General features: G+C 59.4%; 28 protein-coding genes. 15 read left to right on the plus strand and 13 right to left on the minus strand.

Annotated elements, in window-relative coordinates; genetic code table 11:
- Window positions 1–105: 105 nt before the first annotated feature.
- The 4 genes from P0592_RS11275 to P0592_RS11290 all read right to left on the minus strand — a co-directional run bounded on the left by P0592_RS11275 (window position 106) and on the right by P0592_RS11290 (window position 3,293).
- A complete protein-coding gene (locus P0592_RS11275; protein ID WP_276270986.1) occupies window positions 106–411 on the minus strand; it encodes a putative quinol monooxygenase in 306 nt (101 codons plus the stop codon).
- A gap of 86 nt (window positions 412–497) precedes the next feature.
- Window positions 498–1,499: a DUF7983 family protein gene (locus P0592_RS11280; protein WP_276270987.1), complete on the minus strand. Its 1,002-nt coding sequence runs from the start codon at window positions 1,497–1,499 to the stop codon at window positions 498–500.
- Window positions 1,500–1,547: 48 nt separating this feature from the next.
- Window positions 1,548–2,537: a DUF8137 family protein gene (locus P0592_RS11285; protein WP_276270988.1), complete on the minus strand. Its 990-nt coding sequence runs from the start codon at window positions 2,535–2,537 to the stop codon at window positions 1,548–1,550.
- Window positions 2,538–2,675: 138 nt separating this feature from the next.
- Window positions 2,676–3,293 carry a DUF7437 domain-containing protein gene (locus P0592_RS11290; protein WP_276270989.1) on the minus strand — a complete coding sequence of 206 codons (618 nt, stop codon included), beginning with the start codon at window positions 3,291–3,293 and terminating at the stop codon, window positions 2,676–2,678.
- 150 nt (window positions 3,294–3,443) lie between these two features.
- On the opposite strand from P0592_RS11290, the gene P0592_RS11295 reads away from it, so the two are divergent.
- The 4 genes from P0592_RS11295 (at window position 3,444) to P0592_RS11310 (ending at window position 6,983) form a co-directional block, all read left to right on the plus strand.
- Window positions 3,444–3,692, plus strand: a complete 249-nt coding sequence (locus P0592_RS11295; RefSeq protein WP_276270991.1) for an AbrB/MazE/SpoVT family DNA-binding domain-containing protein — start codon at window positions 3,444–3,446, stop codon at window positions 3,690–3,692.
- A gap of 244 nt (window positions 3,693–3,936) precedes the next feature.
- Complete coding sequence (locus P0592_RS11300) at window positions 3,937–4,482, plus strand: hypothetical protein (RefSeq protein ID WP_276270992.1); 546 nt, start codon at window positions 3,937–3,939, stop codon at window positions 4,480–4,482.
- Window positions 4,483–4,595: 113 nt separating this feature from the next.
- A complete protein-coding gene (locus tag P0592_RS11305; RefSeq protein ID WP_276270993.1) occupies window positions 4,596–6,062 on the plus strand; it encodes an amidohydrolase family protein in 1,467 nt (488 codons plus the stop codon).
- A gap of 63 nt (window positions 6,063–6,125) precedes the next feature.
- Window positions 6,126–6,983, plus strand: a complete 858-nt coding sequence (locus tag P0592_RS11310; RefSeq protein WP_276270994.1) for an alpha/beta fold hydrolase — start codon at window positions 6,126–6,128, stop codon at window positions 6,981–6,983.
- 91 nt (window positions 6,984–7,074) lie between these two features.
- Here P0592_RS11310 and P0592_RS11315 read toward each other — a convergent pair whose 3' ends face one another.
- Together P0592_RS11315 and P0592_RS11320 are read right to left on the minus strand one after the other, a co-directional pair.
- The gene (locus tag P0592_RS11315; RefSeq protein WP_276270995.1) at window positions 7,075–10,128 is read right to left on the minus strand and encodes a hybrid sensor histidine kinase/response regulator; all 3,054 of its coding nucleotides are present in this window, start codon (window positions 10,126–10,128) and stop codon (window positions 7,075–7,077) included.
- Window positions 10,129–10,239: 111 nt separating this feature from the next.
- Complete coding sequence (locus P0592_RS11320; protein WP_276270996.1) at window positions 10,240–10,443, minus strand: multidrug transporter; 204 nt, start codon at window positions 10,441–10,443, stop codon at window positions 10,240–10,242.
- A 97-nt stretch (window positions 10,444–10,540) separates the two neighbouring features.
- Here P0592_RS11320 and P0592_RS11325 point away from each other — a divergent pair, with 97 nt between their 5' ends.
- From P0592_RS11325 to P0592_RS11335, 3 genes are all read left to right on the plus strand, one after another.
- Window positions 10,541–10,894 (plus strand): ArsR/SmtB family transcription factor, encoded by a 354-nt coding sequence (locus P0592_RS11325; RefSeq protein ID WP_276270997.1) that lies wholly within the window; start codon window positions 10,541–10,543, stop codon window positions 10,892–10,894.
- Entirely contained in the window at window positions 10,891–11,211 is a 321-nt protein-coding gene (locus P0592_RS11330; protein WP_276270998.1) for a DUF7521 family protein, read from the plus strand. The genes P0592_RS11325 and P0592_RS11330 overlap by 4 nt, the downstream gene beginning before the upstream one ends.
- Before the next feature lie 387 nt (window positions 11,212–11,598).
- Window positions 11,599–12,516 carry a ParB N-terminal domain-containing protein gene (locus tag P0592_RS11335; RefSeq protein WP_276270999.1) on the plus strand — a complete coding sequence of 306 codons (918 nt, stop codon included), beginning with the start codon at window positions 11,599–11,601 and terminating at the stop codon, window positions 12,514–12,516.
- A gap of 45 nt (window positions 12,517–12,561) precedes the next feature.
- Here the strand turns inward: P0592_RS11335 and P0592_RS11340 are convergent, their stop codons facing one another.
- The 4 genes from P0592_RS11340 to P0592_RS11355 all read right to left on the minus strand — a co-directional run bounded on the left by P0592_RS11340 (window position 12,562) and on the right by P0592_RS11355 (window position 14,925).
- Entirely contained in the window at window positions 12,562–13,443 is an 882-nt protein-coding gene (locus P0592_RS11340; RefSeq protein WP_276271000.1) for a hypothetical protein, read from the minus strand.
- A gap of 113 nt (window positions 13,444–13,556) precedes the next feature.
- Window positions 13,557–13,931, minus strand: a complete 375-nt coding sequence (locus P0592_RS11345) for a hypothetical protein (RefSeq protein ID WP_276271001.1) — start codon at window positions 13,929–13,931, stop codon at window positions 13,557–13,559.
- Window positions 13,932–14,173: 242 nt separating this feature from the next.
- Window positions 14,174–14,521, minus strand: a complete 348-nt coding sequence (locus tag P0592_RS11350) for a hypothetical protein (protein ID WP_276271002.1) — start codon at window positions 14,519–14,521, stop codon at window positions 14,174–14,176.
- Window positions 14,522–14,718: 197 nt separating this feature from the next.
- Entirely contained in the window at window positions 14,719–14,925 is a 207-nt protein-coding gene (locus P0592_RS11355; protein ID WP_097008602.1) for a hypothetical protein, read from the minus strand.
- Between the two features lie 73 nt (window positions 14,926–14,998).
- Here P0592_RS11355 and P0592_RS11360 point away from each other — a divergent pair, with 73 nt between their 5' ends.
- Together P0592_RS11360 and P0592_RS11365 are read left to right on the plus strand one after the other, a co-directional pair.
- Window positions 14,999–15,310 carry a hypothetical protein gene (locus tag P0592_RS11360; RefSeq protein WP_276271003.1) on the plus strand — a complete coding sequence of 104 codons (312 nt, stop codon included), beginning with the start codon at window positions 14,999–15,001 and terminating at the stop codon, window positions 15,308–15,310.
- A 2-nt stretch (window positions 15,311–15,312) separates the two neighbouring features.
- Entirely contained in the window at window positions 15,313–15,609 is a 297-nt protein-coding gene (locus tag P0592_RS11365; protein ID WP_276271004.1) for a hypothetical protein, read from the plus strand.
- Here P0592_RS11365 and P0592_RS11370 read toward each other — a convergent pair.
- On the minus strand, window positions 15,602–15,727 hold the full coding sequence (locus P0592_RS11370) for a hypothetical protein (protein ID WP_276271005.1): 126 nt from the start codon (window positions 15,725–15,727) through the stop codon (window positions 15,602–15,604). The genes P0592_RS11365 and P0592_RS11370 overlap by 8 nt on opposite strands.
- A gap of 57 nt (window positions 15,728–15,784) precedes the next feature.
- Complete coding sequence (locus tag P0592_RS11375) at window positions 15,785–16,261, minus strand: hypothetical protein (protein WP_276271006.1); 477 nt, start codon at window positions 16,259–16,261, stop codon at window positions 15,785–15,787.
- A gap of 149 nt (window positions 16,262–16,410) precedes the next feature.
- Here P0592_RS11375 and P0592_RS11380 point away from each other — a divergent pair, with 149 nt between their 5' ends.
- The gene (locus P0592_RS11380; protein ID WP_276271007.1) at window positions 16,411–16,638 is read left to right on the plus strand and encodes a hypothetical protein; all 228 of its coding nucleotides are present in this window, start codon (window positions 16,411–16,413) and stop codon (window positions 16,636–16,638) included.
- Between the two features lie 313 nt (window positions 16,639–16,951).
- Here the strand turns inward: P0592_RS11380 and P0592_RS11385 are convergent, their stop codons facing one another.
- On the minus strand, window positions 16,952–17,155 hold the full coding sequence (locus tag P0592_RS11385; protein WP_276271008.1) for a winged helix-turn-helix domain-containing protein: 204 nt from the start codon (window positions 17,153–17,155) through the stop codon (window positions 16,952–16,954).
- 635 nt (window positions 17,156–17,790) lie between these two features.
- Between P0592_RS11385 and P0592_RS11390 the strand changes: the two genes are divergently transcribed.
- The 5 genes from P0592_RS11390 to P0592_RS11410 all read left to right on the plus strand — a co-directional run bounded on the left by P0592_RS11390 (window position 17,791) and on the right by P0592_RS11410 (window position 20,234).
- Window positions 17,791–18,108 carry a hypothetical protein gene (locus tag P0592_RS11390; protein ID WP_276271009.1) on the plus strand — a complete coding sequence of 106 codons (318 nt, stop codon included), beginning with the start codon at window positions 17,791–17,793 and terminating at the stop codon, window positions 18,106–18,108.
- A 121-nt stretch (window positions 18,109–18,229) separates the two neighbouring features.
- Window positions 18,230–18,721 (plus strand): hypothetical protein, encoded by a 492-nt coding sequence (locus P0592_RS11395; RefSeq protein ID WP_276271010.1) that lies wholly within the window; start codon window positions 18,230–18,232, stop codon window positions 18,719–18,721.
- A gap of 132 nt (window positions 18,722–18,853) precedes the next feature.
- Window positions 18,854–19,183 (plus strand): hypothetical protein, encoded by a 330-nt coding sequence (locus tag P0592_RS11400; RefSeq protein WP_276271011.1) that lies wholly within the window; start codon window positions 18,854–18,856, stop codon window positions 19,181–19,183.
- 125 nt (window positions 19,184–19,308) lie between these two features.
- The gene (locus tag P0592_RS11405; RefSeq protein ID WP_276271012.1) at window positions 19,309–19,797 is read left to right on the plus strand and encodes a hypothetical protein; all 489 of its coding nucleotides are present in this window, start codon (window positions 19,309–19,311) and stop codon (window positions 19,795–19,797) included.
- A 137-nt stretch (window positions 19,798–19,934) separates the two neighbouring features.
- Window positions 19,935–20,234: a hypothetical protein gene (locus tag P0592_RS11410; protein WP_097008612.1), complete on the plus strand. Its 300-nt coding sequence runs from the start codon at window positions 19,935–19,937 to the stop codon at window positions 20,232–20,234.
- Window positions 20,235–20,329: the final 95 nt, after the last annotated feature.

Consider the following 20,329-nt stretch of genomic DNA (forward strand, 5'->3'; position numbering starts at 1 on the left):
TCACCCTATTTGTTTTTGATTTGTGGTGAGGGCAGACGGTGATCCGTCTCCCTACGAGAGTGTCTCCAGCCAAGTGAGCGGAGGAGAAATCTGTTCAGCTTTCGTTCACAGATCGAGTTCTGTCGCTGACTCGACATCGAACCGCAGAATCTCGGGTTCGCCGTCGAGCAGATCGGGGAGCGCGGCCTCGAACTCTTGGAAGTGGTCGGTCTGGGTGTGTGCCTCGAAGGCGGCTTCGTCCTCATACTGCTCGAAGAACCGCACTACGTTCGGATCGTTGACATCGGTCGTCGCCCGGTAGTCGATCATACCTTCTTCGGCTTGAGACTGTTCGACGAGATCCTCGATCAGGTCGAGTGCTTCCTCGCGCTTGTCTGGGTCAATCGGGAATGAAGCATGCAGGACGATCATCGCGTCTCGGCCCACGAATGGATCTCTGAAAAAGCCTCACGATGTCGGATACGAGTCCGATAACAGAACGATCGGTATCGAGAGACTCACTCCGCACTTGACTGGGTGTGATACTCCCGTCCCGTTTTGAATTCGGTCAACTCCTCGATCCGGCTCTCCAACTCCTCGATCTCCTCTCGGAGTTCCTCGGCCTCGGGGTCGTCGCTCGTGGCGAGTCGGTCTTTCAGCCCCTGCAGTCGGGTTTCTCGCTGTTCCTCGTCGACCTCGGCCTTCCGGACGTACTCCGTCTCCTCGATATCGTACACGTCTGATTCGGAGAGTTCTGTCACGTCGAGGGCGTCGTCGACCTTGTCGCGGTCGACGCTCAACACGCGCTCGCGGTCGATGCCTGCATCCTCCAGCGCGGCCAGCACCTCGTCGTCGTCCCGGAGGTCTCGGTTGCGCCGCGTCGTTCGTTGCACGGAGCCGAACTGGCCGTGGACGGGCTGGTCGTGGTGCAGCCGATCGAGCAACACGTCGGTCACGGTCTGACGCAGGTCGTTGGCATCGCGCTGGATGTCCGAGAGCAGGGTATAGAGATTGATGAGGACGGGCGTGTCCAACACCTCCAGCGAGGAGAGGTCGTTCCGCTCCAGCGCGTCGATAAGAAGGAGCGCATCGCTGTAGACATCCACGTCGGGTTCCGTGCGCTCGGTGGCACCTTCGTCCGAGTCCTCGTCGTCTGTTCCCGTGATGATCTGGCTTCCGGTCGGTTCGTCGGTTTCGCGGATCACGCCCGCGCTCTCGTCGACCTCGAATCGTGGGTGCAGACTCAACACGGCGGGATACGGATCAGCGTCGGGTGGGAGCCGCGAGAGATCGAATCCATCGACGGCGTTACTGATGCGCTCGTGGAGCGTCTCGAACTGGTCGCGCTGGAGCGGCCGCGTCTCGTCCACGTCGCGGTCGAGAAACTCGACAACGATTCGATGTTCCTGCACGTCGTTGATCCGGAAGCGACTTTGAGAGAGTGGCGTGAGCAGAGTCGCATCCTCGGCGAGATCCTCGCATTCGTCGAGGAGCGTGTGCCATGTGACGCTGAACGGCATTACTGGGGAGTATCGTCGGAAGACAGGTAAAGCGTGAGGGTGGTTCGCTCAGACGCCGAGGTCGCGGAACGTCCAGTCGTTCGGCAGGTCGGCGCCGAATCCAGTCTCTTCGACGAGTTCACGGATGCGCTGCTCGACCGTTTCGTCCAGTTCGAACGTGTAGTCGAATTCCTCGTGCCAGTCGTAGTATCGCGGCATCCCCGGCCAGTGGTCGTCCGTCTGCAGCCCGTAGACGCAGTCGAGCAGGTAGCGACGATACGGCATATCGTCACGGGTGACTCGTGGAAGCGTCCCGTCGATCGACTCGTCTCTCACCAGCTCTTCGAGCAGATCGACCGCTGCGTACTGGTCGGCGTAGAACGCGTGTTCGAGTGTCGGGTTAACCGAGAAGATGTCCTCCGAGGCGCGGACGCGGAGACGGTCGGCGATCGAGTGAGCGGGATGGCCGATTCCCCACCCGTACGCGTGGACTTCCTCCCGCGCGGTATCGGCCGTATCGGGAGCATTGACTGCGATGTTATCGAGGTATTCGAGCGCCGCAACTGGAATCGCCGACACATCCTCGGTCAACCGCGTGCGGATCAGATTCCGTCCCACAGCATTCGCAACCGTGGGCGTCACGAGCGGAATCTCGTCGTCGGCAGTGGGATCGTAAGCGTCGATCACCTCGACAAGTAGACTCCATCCCTCTGATCGCGTTGCCTCATCAAGAGTGTCACTGACGCGCTCGTGGTACGGCCAGAACACGTCCCGGTATGTGTCGCCACTGTTGTCTCCTTCGAGGGCGGCCGAGAGCGCGGACTCGAACGACGCCACTGCCCCGTGGATTGCAGTTATATCGCCCGTAGAGGCTTGATCGAGCAGGTCATCGAGGTCGGTGACGGACGTGTTTCGTTCATCTGTAGGAGAGGGAGATGTCGACTCGTCGGTGCTGGAAGCGGTGGCAACAGTCTCTGACTGAACGTCGCCACAGTCGTGGAGCCGAAGACGTGTGAGAGTCTCGAACGACTCTCCGCAATCATCGCACTCGTGGGCCATACTCTAACTACAGGTATCTGGAGGAAATGAATTCTCTCTTCAGATTAGACTCACTTTGCCGCGCCCGGCCCCCGACCATGCGTAGGAAGCTGGTGTTCAAGACGAGGATCGAAGGCAGTGGGCTGATGTCTCCGCTCATCAGTCGCGGATGTACGGTGCTTCGGCGAGGGCCTGCTCGTGTATTTCGACCTCGAAGGCAGACATATCGATCGTGGGATCACCGGGGCCGACCACGCCGATAATTCGTTCGACAGCCTGTGAGATAGCGACTCCTTCGACAGCGTGAACATCGAGCGCGTCGGCCACACCGCGGCGCGTCTGGCGCCCCTCGAGGTAGTGTATGGTTTCCACGATGGCCGCCGGAAGCAAGGCCTCGCCGTGGCGGTCGGTGAACATCTCGATGTCTTCGTCGATAGTTTGGGCGCCAAACACGGCGAACACTGTCGGGCCAACCTCGAATGTGGCGGTGCCGTGCCAGACGCCGTCGATGGGTGTCGCTTCCCAGACTGCCGCCCCATCTCGGTGTTCGTCTGACGATTCTGCGATTCCCATCTCAGCAAGTTCGTTCGAGTACTTGTGGGCGGTTGACTTCTCCATATCCAGCCGCTCTCGAGCCTCGGGAATCGTGGTGGGCGAGTTGATCAGCAGGTCGGTATAGAACCGGGCGAGGCGGGGCCGGGCAAGCAGTTTCTGTGTGGTGAAGAAGTCGCTTCCCGCGGAGGCCGCCCCGTCTGCCGCGTTCGGCGTTCCCGGCATCGTAGTCGATAATCGATGGACTATGAAATAAATCCTTCCGGTGGGGTAGTTGGCACAGCGGCAGTTGATCGTACGAGCTGTAGATCGCAACTCAGCTTGGAAATGGAAGTCGGAACAACACTCAAATATTCTCACTTCTCCGATTCAGATATGAGTAGAAGGGTACGAACAGACGAACGTGGTCGTGTGACGATTCCGAAGGAGATACGCGACCGCTACGGCGAGAAGTTCCGCCTCGTTGAGCTGGACAGCGGTATCAAGCTGGTGCCGATCCCCGACGATCCAGTGGAGGCGTTGCGAGCGGCGGCTTCCGACGAGCTTCGCGAGGCGTCTCTCGAGGATCTCGAAGAGGCGGCTCAAGAAGAGGCACGCGAACAGTCTGTCGAGCAGATCCGCTGATATCAACTTCTGGCTGGCGCTACTGGAAGACGATGACCGGCTGACCGTCCGTGATATGGTGTATCTCCATCGTCCTGATTTCGATTTCCCTGCCCGTCGGAGGACGCCTCATCTGTCAACCTTCTGTATGCCGATTTACCCACTTTTTTGTGTGCCACCTCTGTTCACTCGCCAGTAAGAGCAATATTGTATGTCACTAGCTGATGCGCACAGACCGACGAACACGCGCGAGCGGTATCGCTTGATGACTGACGCGGCCTCCCGACCGTTTGCGGTCGGCGCCGTCGCCGTTCCCTTGGTACTGCCCGCCTTGGGCTACCTCTCGGGCGATGTCCGAATCATGTTCACTGTCCACCTCTTCCTCGGTGCATTCTGGTTCGGAACTGCGGTACTCGGCGCGGTCGTGCTCGGCCCCGTCATGGGGAATCTCTCCGAGGAAGCCAACGTCGAGTTCGCTGAAGGCTTCGTCCCGAAGATGAACCTGCTGATGGAACCGGTCTCGGTCGGTGTGGTCGGCTCGGGGATTGGGCTCGCCAGTATGATGGGGCTGTGGGCATCTCCGACCCCATCGCTGTGGGCGGCACTCGTCCTTGCGATTGCGCTGCTCGTTCTCGGGTTCGGCCCACTTCACAAATTCACGGCAGGCATGTTCGACGAGATTGCCGCCGACGATACTGACCACGAGCGCCTCGCCTCCCTGAACAAGAAGTACGGGATGCTGAGTCTGGTCGAACTCGTCCTGATGATCGCCATCGTCGCCACGATGTCCGGCCTCCGCTGGGGCTTCTAACACCGAATTTCCGCCGGACAGCACCCGTTTTTCGCTCCGCTCCATCCCTCGAACACTGTCTTCTCGGGGTAGTACCGACAACTTTGACGCGGCTGCCGCTTCAGGACAGACATATGGCTGTTGACATCGCTATCTCTGATGCGCTTGTTCTCACGGTCGACGAGCGGAACCGTCTATACGAGCGTGGGGCGGTGCTTATCGACGACGGTCGCATCGCGGAGGTGCGAACATCCGAGGACGGCGATGGGGAGATCGAAGCCAAGCACACGATCGACGGCGACGGAAAACTGGTGATGCCGGGGCTGGTCAACGCCCACACCCACCTCGAACTGACGCCGCTGATCGGTGCGTTCAGTGACCTCGATCTGCTGGAGATGATGGGCAGTATGACAGCCATCTACGGCCGTCTCGGCGAGGGTGACTACGACTATCTGGTCGAGGCTGGGTACGAGCTTGCCGCCTTGAATTTCCTCCTCGGGGGCGTCACGACGATCAACTCGATGGATGTCCGGCCGAGTGCGGGCGCGGAGACGTTCGATGAAGCGGGACTCCGCGGCTTCTTCGGCCCGACTATCACGGATCTGTTCTGGGACGTCCCCGTCGACGAGCAGTTCGACCGGGCTAGGGCGTTCATCGACGAGTATCACGACACCTACGACGGGCGGATCCGGGCGACGATCTGCCCGCACGACGACTGGTCGTGTACGCGTGAGTTGTGGGAGCGCACGGCTGATCTCGCGGCTGAATATCCCGACCTGCTCGTCCACACCCACTTGCTGGAACTCGAAGAGAGCAACACGATGGCGCGAGCGAACGACGGCGAGGATTCGCTCGATCTGCTCGATGACGTCGGATTGCTCAACGACCGACTGGTTGCAGCGCACTTCCGCGTCGCCGATGAAGCCGACATTGAGCGTACTGCCGAGGCGGACGCGTCCGTGGCACACTGCCCGTCGGTGTTCTGCTACTGGAACCCGGACGCCGAGATGCAGTGGACGCCCGTCCCGGAACTGCGAGAAGCGGATGTCGATGTCGGGCTGGGGATTGACGACCACTACTGGCACGACTCCTACAGCATGTTCGGCGAGGCCCGACAGGCCCGCCTCGCGGCCAACGTCAAGCGGACGACCGGCCAGTTCTCCTCGATGGAACTGGTGCGGATGCTGACGATCGACGGGGCTCGTGCGCTGAGTGTCGGCGACGAGATCGGGAGCATCGAACCGGGCAAGCGGGCAGACATTATCCTCCTCGACGTGAACAAGCCGAAGTTCACGCCGCTGACCAACGTGCCTGCCCACGTCGTGAACAACGCCGCACCAGCCGATGTGGAGACGGTCATCGTTGACGGAGACATCGTGATGCAAGGTGGAACACCGATGACGATGGACGCTGACGCGGTACAGGAGCGCGTGGAGGTGGCAGTCGAACGCTTTGCCGACGAGACAGGGTGGGAACTGGATATTGGAGGCGGTGAACCGGCGGGGTCGGTCGAGACGATTCGAGACCTCCCCAAGCGTGGGCCCGCCCGCCTGCTCTCTCGGCTCGCCCTCCAATCGGCGCGTGACAAGTTCCCCTTCTGATCGACTATGTCCACGTCACCGTTTCCTTCCGGGTACATCCGGTTCGATGACGTCCGAACCTCGATGCCAGAACCCAGTCGGGTGCAGGTATCCGAATCAGTCGCATTAGAGACGATACACGTGGATGGGTCGGATCCAGCAATCGTGTTCGTCCACGGTGGCCTCGGTTCGCTGTGGAACCCGTATCCGCAACTGGACGCGTTCGAGGGCGAGCGGGAACTGGTGACGTATTCGCTGGCCGGAAACGGCAACTCCACGGCGCGTCCCGAACAGTCGCTCACCGGGCACGTCACCGACCTCCGGAATCTGCTCGACGCGCTCGACATCGACCGACCGATCGTCCACGGCCACAGTTACGGCACCGCCATCGCGCTCGAATACGCCAAACGCCATCCGACGGCTGGCCTCGTGCTCCACGCAGGGGGCGATCACGACCTCACGCCGGCGTGGGAGAAACCGCTGTTACGGCTGTTCCTCGCGCTGCGGCTGTATCACCTGCCTGCGAACGACGCGCTCATCCGTCAGCTGGCCTACAGCGTCGGCTTTCACGAGGAGACGGCCGAAGCCGTCGTCGAGGATTTCCTCCAATCAAACCCTCTGCCTCGCCGCCGCTCGGCGTGGACGACCGTGACCGAGGCGTTCTGGGGCTACGACGGACGCTACGATACCGAGCAGGTCGACGTGCCCGCGCTCGTCATCCACGGCCCTGCCGATGGGATCGTCCCGGCCGATGCGGCACGCGGGACTGCGCGTCGGCTTCCTAACGGCGTGTTCTGCCGGATGGAGCGCACCGGTCACGTCGCGATGATCGAACGGCCGGCTGTATACAATCGGCTCCTCCGGGCACTCCTCGCGGCAATCGAAAACGAGCGCAATCTCGAACCGGCGGTTCGAGACCAGCTTGGTGAGTACAACGGGTAGTTGATCCTCCCCCACGAACACGTTGTCTCTCCGCTCACTCGGAACTTCTACGAGAACGAGGTAGCTGGCTTGGCGTAATGATCGTCCGCAATCAAGCGTGTTCGGTTCCAGAAATCTCGAAGCGTGCCCCACCAGCCTCGCTTTCTGTGATAGTGATATTCCATCCGTGGGCGTCAACGATCTGCTTGACGATGCTCAGACCGAAACCCGTCCCGTCATCTGCCGTCGAGTATCCTGCATCGAACACCGAATCGCGTTCGTCGGCTGGAATCCCCGGGCCGTCATCCGCAACGTAGAACCCGTCTTCGATGTCTCCAACCGTCACTGTAACGTCATCACCACCGTGTTCGACGGCATTGCGAATGAGATTCTCTATTAGCTGCTGGAGACGGCTTCGATCGGCTCGGATCGTTGTGTCGGTCGTGATCTTGAGGGTCGCCTCGACCGTTTCAACGTGTTGCCAGCACGCATCGCAGACATCTCCGAGATCGACATCTTCCATCTCGCTCACTCTATCGCCCTCGCGAGCTAACGTCAGGATATCCTCGATCAGCGCATCCATTCGGTCGAGGGCTCGTTCGATGGGTGCTACCTGTTCGGTTTCACAGTCCTCTTTCAAAAGTTCCAGTCGTCCCTCGGCCACCCGCAGTGGATTCCGCAGATCGTGGGAGACGACGCTGGCGAACTCCTCCAAGCGTTCGTTTTGACGCGTCAGCTCCGCCTCACGAGCGCGTATCTCTACAGTCCGCTCGACCTGTTCGAGTGCCGCTGTAATGTTGCTGGCCAAGATCTCCGCGAGGACGCGATCCTCATCGTCGAAGGTTGCCGCTGTCGGTGAGCTGGCGATCAAAATCCCCGCGTCACCGAGTGGAAGGATGAGTTCACTCCGGACTGGGGAGTCCGGATTGTAGATCTCCGGATTATCGTGGACATCCTCGATTGCGCGTCCCTCGCCCTGTTCGTAGACGCGCCACGCGATGCTGTCCTCGCCCGTGAACGCCGGTGGCTCACCGATGAGATCGTGTCCAGCATCGGTCTGCGCGACAGGAACGAGCCCGTCCTGCTCATCGTACAGATGAATCGCACTCGCCTCCAACTCCAGCACGTCGGCAGCCGCCTCAACGCCAATCTCGGCGACATCCGTCCGCGTCTCAGCGGCCATCAGTTCCGGCGTCGTTTCGTTGAGGGTTGCAAGGCGCGTCTCGCGCGTCTTTCTCGCGGTGATATCACGGTAGACCCACAGATGCCCGTCACCTTCCGAGAGTTCGATTGGATGGTAGCTCCGTGCATAGGTCTGCCCGTCAGCAAGTTCCAGTTCTTCGTTGTACACCGGCTCCTGCCCAGCGATCAGCTCGTCGATCCGGTCGACGAACGCCTCGGAGTCAGCGAACGTGTCACTGACATCCGCCGCGAGTTGGGCACAGTCCGTGCCGCGAATCTCGTCGGGGGAACCCGGCAGGTCGAACAGCTCGAACATCTGTTCGTTGACAGCGACGACGTTACGTTGTTCGTCTTCGGCTAACACGCCGACCGGTAGTGTATCGAATAACGTCGACAGGAGCGCGTTTGTTTGTTCGAGTTCCCGCTCGTACTCCTTCTGTTCTGTAATCTCGCGGTCTGAGATGATGAGCGAGACCACGTCATCCTCCTCATCGCGGACAGGTCTGAAGACTCCCTCGACCGTGTATTGCTCACCTCCGGGCTGGACAAGGTCGGTCTCAAACTCCACGTATTCACCATCTGCCGCCCGCTCGATCCAGCCTTTCACGTCTTCCTGGAGGCTCTCCGAATAATTGAACCACGGCGTCTCCCAGAACGGTTCGCCCGTCACGTCCTCCCGTGTGGCGTCAACGTAGTTCATCGCCGTCTCGTTGATTTCGAGAACCGTCCCGTCCGTGTCGATCAGCCCGACGAGGATGTTCGGATCGTCGAAGATCGCTTGATAGCGGCGTTCCTTTTGCTTGAGTTCGTGCTCTCGCTCCTTGTACTCGGTAATCTCGCGAGCGATACCGATTACTTGGCGTGACTCACCACTGGATTCATTCTGGACAGAGACGGTATCCCGAATCCAGCGTACCTCACCCATCTCGGGTGTTGTCCGGTACTCTAATTGGCCGCCATCCCTCTCACCGTCGACCAGTTGTTGATAGAAATGCTGGAATTGGTCGCGGTCGTCTGGGTGTACCGCCTGCGCGAGATGGGCTTCCCACGTCGGCACCTCGTCTGCCGACAGCTCGAAAAACTCGTTGTAGGCCCCGTGTCGAACGACTTCGTCTGTGTTGCAGTCGATTTCGAAGATTACCGAGTTCGTGTGTTCGAGCGCGAGTTGCATCCGCTCGCGCGTGCGTTCGAGTGTGCGCTCGTGTGTCTTGCGCTCGGTGACATCCGCTGCGATACCGAGGACGGCCTGATCGTCGACATCGCTGAACTCGTACGGCTGTAATCGCGGTTCGAAGATGTGTGTCTCACCGTTTGGATCGGCAATCTCAACCTCGGGAACCCGCTGTGTCGCCTCGGCTTCAAGTACTTCGTCCAGATGTCGTCGAAATTGGTCAGCAGCTGACGCGTCAAGAACCTCCGCGATATTCGATCCTTCAATATCTTCAACAGTCGTGTCGTGGAACGTCGCGAGTGCTTCATTCGCCAGCAGGTAGTTCCCATCCTCGTCAACCACGTAGAGAAGATGTGGAAGGACATCGACGATCTCGCGCAACCGTTGCTCGCTTCGCTCGACTCGCTCCTGTGCCCGGTGGTGTTCGACAGCGTTTGTGATGCGGTTCGCAAGTACCGTGTACTGGTCGGTGCCGCCTTCCTTCTGGAGGTAGTCGGTCACGCCGGCGGAGATGGCATCGCTGGCAACCTCCTCTGATCCCTTGCCAGTGAAGAGGATGAACGGCAGTTCGGGATGGTGCTCCCGGACGGACTGGAGGAACTCAATCCCGTTCTGTCCGGGCATCTCATAATCCGATACCACACAGTCGAATTCGTTCTGTTCGAGTTCGTCTTTTCCATCACTTGCACTGGTGGCTGTTTCGACGGCAAACCGGTCGTCCTCACGTTCAAGGAAAGTAGCGGTCAGATCAGCGAAATCAGGTTCGTCGTCGACGTGAAGAACCTGAATGGAGTCTGGAGAGCTGTTGCTCATTACATACAGCGTGATTGAGACAACGAATAACGGTTGGGACGTGAGTATCGAGACTGAGTTCGCTCACCTGCATTTCACCCCCTGATTGCTCAACACCGTTGGAGTGGTCAATCAGGTGTCTATGACACGCTCGCGCACTAGGTGAATTGTAATGCCTACTGCGACGATAGCCGCAATCACGCCGATTGCCAGCGGTACCGGTTGGCTCGGGAACCATCCCCACTGCCAGTCGAAGAGAATGGAACCACCAAGAGCGATAACGACCATGATGAGTCCAACGAGCGTGCCGAGGCTTGAATCGCGGGTGGGGAGCATACAAAATACTACCAACCCACGGGATAAACAGCCTCTGCACGACTCCAAGACTTGGAACTGCGGGTTTCCCCTTATCAAACTGGGTGGAGAAAAGTGCATGGAACGAGTGAATGAGGACGTACGTGAGATTAGCGGGCTGCTGGCCGACGAGACCACCCAGCGAATTCTCATCGAAACAACCGATGAACCAATGTCCGCAGACGAACTGAGCGATGCATGTGGTGTGTCACCACAAACCGTGTACCGGCGACTAGAACGTCTACAGGAATATGATATGGTTACTGAAGCTGTCGAAATGGACGATGACGGCCATCACCACAAGGTGTATACTGCAACACTTGATCGAGTCACCATCAAGTTGACTTCGGATGGATTCAGGTTCGATTTATCCCTCCGTGAGCGTATGGCTGCTCGCTTTACGCAGTTCGTTAGTGAGGTGCGTGACCGATGAGTCTGCTCCAGTTGAGTCCGGCGATCCAGTCACAGATCGCATTCGTACTCACGGTCATATCGACGATTCTGGGACTTGCGGTTGGCTATCTCGCGCTGCGTGGCTACTGGCAGAGTCGGAACCGACCGATGTTGTTCATCGCTGTTGGGTTCTTCCTCGTGTTCTGGACGCCAGTGTTGCTTGTTATCGGGCCATATCTCACTCCCCTCGTTGGTTCCTTCGTGTACGGAATGTTGGGAGAAATCAGTCGCATTATCGGACTGCTCTCTATTCTGTACGGATTGCGGATGCCCTATCTACAGCGCAAATCGGAGTAGCTCCGCTTGGACACTGCGTTAGATCGTAGCGATGGGAATCGTATCCGGCTCGAACCGGATGAGAACGAGGATTCTGTGACCTAAACCCGGTAGTGAGCAGGTAGAGAGCAACATATCAGAAACCCGTTTGGCAAACTCCGTTTCAGGCACCTATGAACGAACACACGGTGCAAAACATCGGAAGTGGGGATTCTTGTCGCGTCCTCGGCGAGAGTCTCGCACTCGTCGAGGAGCGTGTGCCACTTGCTGCTGAAGGACATAGCGGTCTGTTTGCTGCTCCTCGCGATAAAGTGTGCTGACCCTTCACGTGGAGCGGCGCTTCAACGCTGTATGTGAGGGTGTCCCTCCTCTCAAAAACACTAACCTACCTCCCTTGCACCTCCACGTATGACCAACAACCCGTTCTGGGACGCGGCGGAGGACGCCCTCCGCGGTGAACGCGTCCGCGTCCACACGACCGACGGAACGTACACCGGTCTTCTCACCCTGTTTCACTATCAAGACCACGCGGTGTTGCTGAGGGACGTCACGACGCCCGACGGCGACGCGACACCGGCCACACTTGTCGAGAATCCCCGCACCATCGAACAGCAACCGGAGACGGCCAGCCGGGAGGTCGTCACCGTCGACGTGGACGCGATTGCATCACAGCCGTACAGCGTCCGCGAGTACGACTCCCCGGACTTCGCGGCGTTCGTGCGACAGGTGCGCCACGATGGTGGCCTCACGAATCTCCCGCTACTTCGCCCGCTCGATGGCGACCACGATGCAACGCATCAGGTGGTCTCCGGCCACCGACGCGTCGAGACGCTTCGCCGCGCCGGCATCGATGAACATCCCGTCGAGGTTGAGTCGTTCACCGACTGGGCGGCCACGAGACGGTTCATCGACGAACACTTCCCCGTCACCGACTCGGAGCGAGAGAGCTGCACGGACTCGAGGAGTGGGTGGTATCCACCAGAGCTGATGCAGGAATCGTATGAGCGGCTTCGAGAGGAGTGGGGGCGAGAGAAACTCCTCGGGCATCCGGCTATCAGGGCGAACGAGGCGATTCTCGAAGCGGCCGACGGCACGGCAGCGGACGTTCACGACGTGTTGACCGAGGCCAGCTCTGAAGAGGGTGGTGCGGATGAGTCCACCGAGGACAGTGATACACCCGAGATTGATGATGTGGTGGCGGACTTGGCGGCTGCTTCTGATGCCGGTGAAGAGCGGATCAGAGACGATGTGACGACGCTTCGAGAGCACGAGGTGCCGCTCGATGCGGTCAAGGGCGCTCTCCGTCGAAAATACGCTGGCGAGTAGATCGGCTCGACGAGCGCAACGAGAGCAGGAGAGGTCGCCTGCTGTTCATCGAAGCAATGTTTCGCCGTCGAGTTCCACCTCATCGTGTGCGATCGGATCACCGGTCTGCACGGCATCAAGCATCTCGTTCACCGCATCTGGCCTGTTCTCCTCGGAAACGTTCGCGATCACGTTGATTAACAGCCACGCCATCCCATCCACCTTGTCCTCCAAGTGGTACGCGCTTGACGAGACCGCGCCGCGACTCACGTCATCGAGTTGATCGGCCATCTCGGCGTGCGAGTCGATTCCGTGCAGGTAGCACGCCAGAATCTCCGACTCTCTGGTTCCGATCGGGCTGTTCTCGTCGATCAGCTCCGCCAACTCGTCGATGCTTCGCGTCGGTTGTTCCTCGATCTCCTGCGGGTCTTGTCCCTCGAGCAGCAGGTCGATGTCGCTTGCATCCAGTTCCCTTGCACGCCACGCAACGCGGGCGGCCTCGCCACTTTCGTCCACTTCATCGAAGACGGCGACGAACTCCTCCAACTCGGGATACAGCCACGAATCATTCAGTTTGGCGGCCCTGCTCCACACGCCGCGGGATTCGAGAAATCGCTTCGTTCGCCGTCGCCCGATGGGAATGAACCGTTCCTCGGGCGGTTCCTCGGCGTAGTAAACCGTCTGCTCGGTCACCTCCGCCTGCACTCGCTTGACCCTCTCTCGCTCCAACTCGGAGCAGAACGTCACCTCCCATCCCTCGCTCTCCGCCACCTCGACCGCCGCCTCCGGAGCGTCGTCTTCGACGGCCAAGAGGAACGGCTCGTCTGCGGCTTCCCAACATCGATACGTCTCCATCTCGTCGGCCTCGTCGGGGACGTCAGTCGCAACCAGCACGTGGTCGTGGTCTTTCTCGCTCGATACCTCGTTCAGCTCGAACTCTGTGAACACCTCCAACAAACAGTACGTTATCTGACAATAAATGTCATTTCGTGGTGGCGTGACGAGGGGTCAGACGACGATGGGATGTTTCGGAATCCCGGACGGTACGGTCCCCCGTCCATTTATTCGGCGTCGAAGCGGTCGGTGACCTGATCGGCAAACTCGCCCTCTTCCACGTCAAGGTAGCCGACCTGCCGTCCGTCAACATACACGTGGCCCTCGAAGTCGTACAGTTCGATCTCGCAATCTCCCAGCGTAAAGCAGACTCCCGGGGGGCGGCCCCACGACTCCTCGGTGGGGTACTCCGCGCTTCGCCACTCCACGTCCTCCACACATTTGTCTACCCAATCCTCGACGCGATCTGGCTCGTCGTGAGCGCACTCGATAAGCCACGCCACGGGCGGCGTATCGTCTGGCACATCCCGTGATGCGCGTTCCACGACCGAGTCGACGGCGAGCGCAAGCGAAGCCATCGCTTTCTGATGTGCTGTGTCCATATTCGTGGCTATCGTGGTGGGACTGATAAGAACACCGTCAGAACAGGCGACAGTCCCATGGCATCTCAAAACACCACCTACAGGGCTATCTGAACTTCTTGAGCGTGACCCTCAACATCGACGACCCATTCGACTTGGCTTCCTGAAACGATACGAGGCAACCGCGAGGAGGCGTGGCGACAGTTGGAGCGATCTTTCGACCGACCTGCCTCAAACGCGCGAAAAAGAAAGGGGGTTGGCAGTCAGTCGATGCGCTCGATCTCGTCAACGACGCCGAGCGTCTCGTACGGTGCCCTACCCTTCTCCTCGTCGTACTCCGGCTGGTGCGACACCGTTGCGTTTGTCCATCCAGACCGCTTCCGGTAGGCCGAGACCGGCACCGAGTGGTACACGGTGTCGATGCGCTTGGCGGTGTCCTCGTCGATGGCGACGGTGACTGTGACCTCGCGGTGATGCTTCGGTCTCACGTGCAGCATCACATCCGTGCATTCAACGACGCCATCGAACTCGATTCCGTTCTTCAACTCGACGCGAACTTCCTCTCCATCTTCCAACGACGCTAGCGTGTTAATGACATCTGGTACTGCCACTGCACTAGGTATTAGGCACTAGAGTGACATAACTCCGTTGTCTCGGAACCCGTCGATTTCACGGTTTTCGACGCCTGTACTCGACTCGACTCGTTTCTCGTCTCGTTTTATCGACTTGTTTTCGACACCTCAGGTACACGAGTACCGGCGTTTTCTCAGGTACCAAGGTACCAAGGTACCAAGGGTTTCGCCTAGAGTCAGTTTATGGAGAAGTCGGCCTGCCATTCGTCCTCGAAGTCCTCGTCCGCATCCTGCTCCCGTTTGGCGAGCGCGACTGAGATGGATCGCTCGATTCCGTCGATGTGCGAGTACTTCTCCAGCACCTCGTCTGGTTCGGCCTCGCCGCGCTTGATTTTGTCCAGCGCGTTTCGCACCTCGTTCACGTCCGGTTGTACGTCACGCATCCCTTTGAAAACCCGCTTTCCAGAGTCTGAAAGCCGGGATACTAATTTCCCGCCCGGGTGCATACCTGCGGGCGTGAACAGCGAGGACATCCGCCTGCTCCAGCAACTACTCGCCAACCGCCACGGTTCGCTAACGCTGGCGGAACTGTCAGCCCGCAACCGGGAGGATGAGACCACGCTTGCGGAGCACCTCGACGGTTTGCGAGAGAACGGTCTCGTGGCGACGCTTGGAGACTCGGGGAAGTACTACACGGTCACCGAGTGTGGGATACAGGTGTTGAAGCAGATCGGGCATTACGAGCAGATCGGCATCCTGCACGATATGTACTCGGCGGCGGAGACGGACGTGGAGGCTGGAGACCGGCCGCGGCCGGAGTGGCTGTAGCCGTGCCCGAAGACAAGGTGAGAAAGGTTGGTCTCGCTCTCCGTGTTGGTAGCAGTGCGAGCGTGGAGGAGGTGGCCGAGGAACACGAGGTAAGTGAGGCAGACGTCCGTGATGCGGTGGAGTGGGCTGCCGAACACCCTGCCGAGGTGCGGGAGATCATCGAGGAGCGTGCGGAGTCGCTCGCCGACTTGGAGCGGGAGTACCCCGGCGGGGTTGATCCGCCCCGGGAACAGTCCGCGGCGGATTATAGGGAGCGGCAACTGGAGGCGTTGGAAAGCGTTGTCAGGCGGTTCAGTTAGACAGCATCTCGTCCACCCACTCCTCGAAGTCGCCGCCTCTCACCACACGTCCGTCTAGATCCTCGACCGCCCCGTCCCGTCTGTGCCACCGTTTCTCTCGGTAGTCGCGCTCGTCCATACCCGAATCTCTCCTACTATCGACTTGAAAATGTACTTTGGAAAGACAGAAAGTCTGCTACTCGATGCCCAATAGTTCGTCTGCGTTCCTCCAGTCAGTAATGTCACCCCACCTGTCAACCGCCTCATCGACTGGAACCTCGTCAGTCCAGTCAAATTCGAGATCATCGACGTTGGTTTTCATAACGCCGACGCGGACGCTCCACTCCCGCTCGTCGTCGCAGCGGAAGTCGTACGCGAAACTGGCCAATCGTGCCTCGTACTCCTCCTCCGTCATAATCTCGTAACTGCTGGCGAACGCGGCCTCGATCTCGTCCTCGTAGTCGCGGTAAGGGCAGTGAGGGGAGCGTGCGCCGACGGCGACGAGCAGGCCGGCGAGACCCGGCGGATGCGGGCTGTTGCCGGTGCGGCTTTCCAGTCGCTCAATGATGTCGTGGACGTGGTTGAGCACGATGCGGGGGTAGCCATCTAGTTGACGCCAAACCAACTCCTCGCCGTCATCGTCTGCAAATCGCATCTTTGCCTTGGTTCCCATTCTCTGCAGTTGATGTTTAGAGGGGGTCTCAGAAAAGGGAACTGTCTCGGGGTGTACCGATTGAATTCAAAGTTTGAAGTGGGTGGTGTGGTGGTGTATTAGTCGGATTGACGAGGTGTTTAAAAGTATCAGAATCCTAATATTAGGTGATGGCAGGTGATACAACCGAGCCAGATGAGAAGGTGCAAACGACGGTCTACATCACCCGCGAGCAGCGGGAATGGCTTGACCGGCACGACGTGTTGACGCTCTCCAGCATCGTGCGCAAGCAGATTGACGAGCTGATGGATGCGGATGGAATCGTCGCCACGGTTGATGCCGACGAATTCGAGTTCGACACCGAGTCCTCACACACCAATGCGGAGGAGTCGTCGTGATTCGCAGGCTGGTTCTCTCTTTGCTGCTGTGGCTGGCGGGCACGGCGGTGTTGGCCGTCTCACTTGCCCCGGGTGTTGTCTCACCCGCACTAGTGTTTGCGGGAATGCAGTTGTTGCCGCCTCCAAGCGATCTCGTCGTGGGGAAGTGAAGAATGAAGGACGCGAGGAAACGAAAGACGTGAGCAGCGTCGGTGGCACCCTCCCAAAGGAGCCAGCCTTGCTACGCCCCGGTTCGCCGGGACGCACCTCATACTCGGGGTTGATTTGTATTAAACGCCGGCGTGCAGCCGGCTGCAGAAGGTCAACAAAAAAGTCACTTGTCGTTGGCCAGCTCGTAGAGTCCGGTGTTGACCTTCTCCACGAGACCGGCCAGTCGCAGCTCCTTCAGATGGTGCTGGACGGCGTGCTTGCTGTCGATGCTGGTGTTCTCCTTGATGTGGTTCGGCGTCGCTCGGCCTTCTCGAAGGACTTCGATCACTTCTTCCTGAGTCGGAGTGGGTTGCTGTTCCGCACTCATCTACGTGTAGTGATACGTTATAGTGCTACTTAGTAGTTCTGAGTGTTGGATTCTCGCAGCTTCTACCACCTACTTAGTACGTTTGCTTAACCTTGTGGTGCTACCCCGTAACCCTTTTATGTCAAACCAGGTAAGTATGAGGTGAAGTCAGAAAGAGAACACGAGCGAGGTGACACTAAATGGGACTTGGAAGTTCGGAGGTGAATCAGACTCAAACAACGATGGAATGAGCCAAGGAGCGCGGTAGTATCGGCACGCCGCCCCGGGATGCAGCCGAAGTCTGCACCTGACCGGGGCGAACCGGCCGAGAACAGCCCTCGTCTCTCCCGATTTCGGGTGTTTCGAGGGTGAACGGACTACAAGGGCCGTGAAACACGCGCTGGACGGCACTCAGTTCCCGTCTGGCCCCGGAAGGGGAAGCAAGCCCGGGAACGCGCGTGGGCAAGGTGTAACCACTCACCGAACCCACGTGCGCACTATGTTGGTTTACTCAGCCCGCGTGCCCGCAAGGCCGCGCGGGTAGGCAGGTCTGGTGACCCCGCCCTCGTGGTGGGACAGGCGTTCGATTCCCTGTCTGCCCCTGCTGGTTCTGGAGGTGATTTTCGACGTTCTGCGACACTAACTACCATTCAACTATGTCCGACAGCATTCACTCCACGGACAGTATCGACACCGAAGAAACACCTGACGAGATCGCGGCGCACAGCGAGGATGGAACCACGATCTACGTCGCCGCCACGGACTACGGCTACTCGTCGCAGAACAGCGACTACCCGACACCGGACAACCCGTGTCCAGCCGCGTACATCGACGAGACGCGGCACGGCGGTTACGTTGTCTGCATCGGCGTGTACGAAGGGCAGTACAAGTGGGACATCACGGACGACATCGCGCACTACGACGAGTTCGATGTCGCGCTTGACCGGGTGGCCGACGAACTTGCCGACGGCTGAACTCACGACCGCCTTCACTTTCCACCGCGTGAACGTTGACTCGCCTCACAGGCGGGGCGCGGCCTCACGAGTCAGATGCTTCTGCGGCGACTCTGGAGGTGATACAACCGATTCTCAAACTATGTCCGACAACAGCAATTCCGACACGGATAGCACAGACACGAAGACACTCGTCATCGATGCAGACGAGCTGGCGCGAGCGCACGTGAAGAATATGCGTCAGCGCGAAGACCGCGACGTGAAGATGATGGTGCGGTGGAAGATGGAATGGGAGGGCGAGCAGCACGCGAAGATCGACTGGTACGACACCAGCCTGTACACGAAGTCGCACCGCCGCGCGAAACCCCGCGCCTTCCTCGACAGCAGCGTCAATCCCGTCAACGCGCCGGACGAGAACGAGGTTGTCCGCCGGTACGCCGAGGAGCACGGCATCGAGTACAACGATCTGATGGAGATTTGGAAGAAGGCGGATGAAGAGGAGATTCGGGAGTGGATCGACGAGTGTTGGGAGGTGTATGAAGACGGCGTTCGCGGCGCTATCGTTGAGGACGAGGAGAGACTGCGCAGGTGGAATCGGCGGTTGGAGGATGTTGACGAGGTTCGCTTCGAGTAGAGTTCAACTTCCCCCACGGCCAACCGCGTTGACCGGCCCTCACTCGCATCGAAGCGGGGACGCGGTCTCAGTTGCTCAGGAGGTGATATCGACGCTCGACAGACGGCAAACCGATTCAACACAGTTCCAACTATGACACGACAATACACCGACATCGAGTCAGCATCGATCACGACAGACGCAGAGCCATCACGCGATCTCGCCGACTTCGCGAAGACGCAAAACATCAGCGACGCCGAGACAGTCATCGAGGTGGGAGACGGGGATGAGGCTTACTGCATCATCTCGGTCTACGGCGGCGAGTCATCCGCAGTCGTGCTGTACGACTACGTTGCCGGTGCCGGCGTTGGGGATGTGGCGTACTGCGCTGATGTGGGCGAGGTTTACGAGGGCCTACAGCGGCTCCTGAACCACGACGAAACGGCGACGGTAGAAGAGGACATCACGGGGTTGCTCGACTAACTCACGACCCCTTTCCTCGCGGCCAACCGCGCGAACGTTCTTGACTCGGGTGCAAGACCCGGGGCGCGGCCTCACGAGTCAGATGCCTGCCGACGATCTGGAGGTGATACTACTATCGACAAACTATGTCCGACAACAACATCGACATCGAGAGCGAGAACAGCATCCAACCGACGCTGCTCGAAGAAGGCGACGAGATTTGCATCGAGAGCATACCCACCGACGAGGAAGTCGTGACGACGGTGAGCAGCGTTGAACACGCCCGCGACGAGCAGAAGCTCACTACCGTCCACCTCGAAGATATCGACCGGCGGCTGTTCCACGATGATGAGTGGCGGTGCGAACACGTCGAGTGCCGCGTTCGGCGCACCGGTCTGCCAACCACTGAGGAAATCATCGAATCCCTGAAGAGCAGCGAGCGACAGCCGGATGAAGCCGACGAGTACGTCGCCATCGAGGGCGACATAGAAGCCTATCACGAGGCCGCCGACGGCCGCGTGATTCTGCGCTACGTCCTGCAGATGGGTTGGGATATGGACGGCTCCCACGAGGGCGAGATGCTCGCCGACGAGGAGGTGCAGGAGATGACGCCCCACGACGTGACCGGCGATTGAGAATCACGACCGCTTTCTCACAGGCCAGCCGCGCTCGGCGCCACCCTTGCGGGTGCGGCGGTTCGACTCCGCCGGCGGCCCTCGACTTGGATGTCAGTAGGCGACTGGAGGTGATCCAATCAATCCACTGTAAAAATATGTCCGATAACACATCTGATTCCGATCCGGACAGTATCGACATAGAAGCCATCGAAGACGGCGATGTGCTGCACATCGAGAACAAGGTTGGCGACGAGGAGGAAATGTTGCAAGTGGAGTACTGCGGGCACGAGATGGTTTGGCTGGAGAACGACAAGCGGCTGTTCCACGAGAACAGGAGTGAGAAGTGGACGTACGAAGGCATCGCCGCGAAAGTGACTCGGGTACACGGGGGGAGCGAAAGCCCGGAGAGCGACTTGACCGACGATGGCTGCGACACGCCGTCGGATAGCAGATGACGATAGAGTACCTGTGCCCGCAGTGCTTCACCCGAGCCGTCACGGCAGACGTTCATCAGTACGAGTGCGAGGCCTGCGGCCAGTCGTGGGACAGT

It is taken from the genome of Haloarcula litorea (genome assembly GCF_029338195.1).
GTDB classification, from domain to species: Archaea; Halobacteriota; Halobacteria; order Halobacteriales; family Haloarculaceae; genus Haloarcula; species Haloarcula litorea.

Coding starts and splice junctions, on each gene's coding strand:
- P0592_RS11275 (WP_276270986.1), bottom strand. CDS start 411: ATGATCGTCCTGCATGCTTCATTCCCGATTGACCCAGACAAGCGCGAG.
- P0592_RS11280 (WP_276270987.1), bottom strand. CDS start 1,499: ATGCCGTTCAGCGTCACATGGCACACGCTCCTCGACGAATGCGAGGAT.
- P0592_RS11285 (WP_276270988.1), bottom strand. CDS start 2,537: ATGGCCCACGAGTGCGATGATTGCGGAGAGTCGTTCGAGACTCTCACA.
- P0592_RS11290 (WP_276270989.1), bottom strand. CDS start 3,293: ATGCCGGGAACGCCGAACGCGGCAGACGGGGCGGCCTCCGCGGGAAGC.
- P0592_RS11295 (WP_276270991.1), top strand. CDS start 3,444: ATGAGTAGAAGGGTACGAACAGACGAACGTGGTCGTGTGACGATTCCG.
- P0592_RS11300 (WP_276270992.1), top strand. CDS start 3,937: ATGACTGACGCGGCCTCCCGACCGTTTGCGGTCGGCGCCGTCGCCGTT.
- P0592_RS11305 (WP_276270993.1), top strand. CDS start 4,596: ATGGCTGTTGACATCGCTATCTCTGATGCGCTTGTTCTCACGGTCGAC.
- P0592_RS11310 (WP_276270994.1), top strand. CDS start 6,126: ATGCCAGAACCCAGTCGGGTGCAGGTATCCGAATCAGTCGCATTAGAG.
- P0592_RS11315 (WP_276270995.1), bottom strand. CDS start 10,128: ATGAGCAACAGCTCTCCAGACTCCATTCAGGTTCTTCACGTCGACGAC.
- P0592_RS11320 (WP_276270996.1), bottom strand. CDS start 10,443: ATGCTCCCCACCCGCGATTCAAGCCTCGGCACGCTCGTTGGACTCATC.
- P0592_RS11325 (WP_276270997.1), top strand. CDS start 10,541: ATGGAACGAGTGAATGAGGACGTACGTGAGATTAGCGGGCTGCTGGCC.
- P0592_RS11330 (WP_276270998.1), top strand. CDS start 10,891: ATGAGTCTGCTCCAGTTGAGTCCGGCGATCCAGTCACAGATCGCATTC.
- P0592_RS11335 (WP_276270999.1), top strand. CDS start 11,599: ATGACCAACAACCCGTTCTGGGACGCGGCGGAGGACGCCCTCCGCGGT.
- P0592_RS11345 (WP_276271001.1), bottom strand. CDS start 13,931: ATGGACACAGCACATCAGAAAGCGATGGCTTCGCTTGCGCTCGCCGTC.
- P0592_RS11355 (WP_097008602.1), bottom strand. CDS start 14,925: ATGCGTGACGTACAACCGGACGTGAACGAGGTGCGAAACGCGCTGGAC.
- P0592_RS11370 (WP_276271005.1), bottom strand. CDS start 15,727: ATGGACGAGCGCGACTACCGAGAGAAACGGTGGCACAGACGGGACGGG.
- P0592_RS11375 (WP_276271006.1), bottom strand. CDS start 16,261: ATGGGAACCAAGGCAAAGATGCGATTTGCAGACGATGACGGCGAGGAG.
- P0592_RS11380 (WP_276271007.1), top strand. CDS start 16,411: ATGGCAGGTGATACAACCGAGCCAGATGAGAAGGTGCAAACGACGGTC.
- P0592_RS11385 (WP_276271008.1), bottom strand. CDS start 17,155: ATGAGTGCGGAACAGCAACCCACTCCGACTCAGGAAGAAGTGATCGAA.
- P0592_RS11390 (WP_276271009.1), top strand. CDS start 17,791: ATGTCCGACAGCATTCACTCCACGGACAGTATCGACACCGAAGAAACA.
- P0592_RS11395 (WP_276271010.1), top strand. CDS start 18,230: ATGTCCGACAACAGCAATTCCGACACGGATAGCACAGACACGAAGACA.
- P0592_RS11400 (WP_276271011.1), top strand. CDS start 18,854: ATGACACGACAATACACCGACATCGAGTCAGCATCGATCACGACAGAC.
- P0592_RS11405 (WP_276271012.1), top strand. CDS start 19,309: ATGTCCGACAACAACATCGACATCGAGAGCGAGAACAGCATCCAACCG.
- P0592_RS11410 (WP_097008612.1), top strand. CDS start 19,935: ATGTCCGATAACACATCTGATTCCGATCCGGACAGTATCGACATAGAA.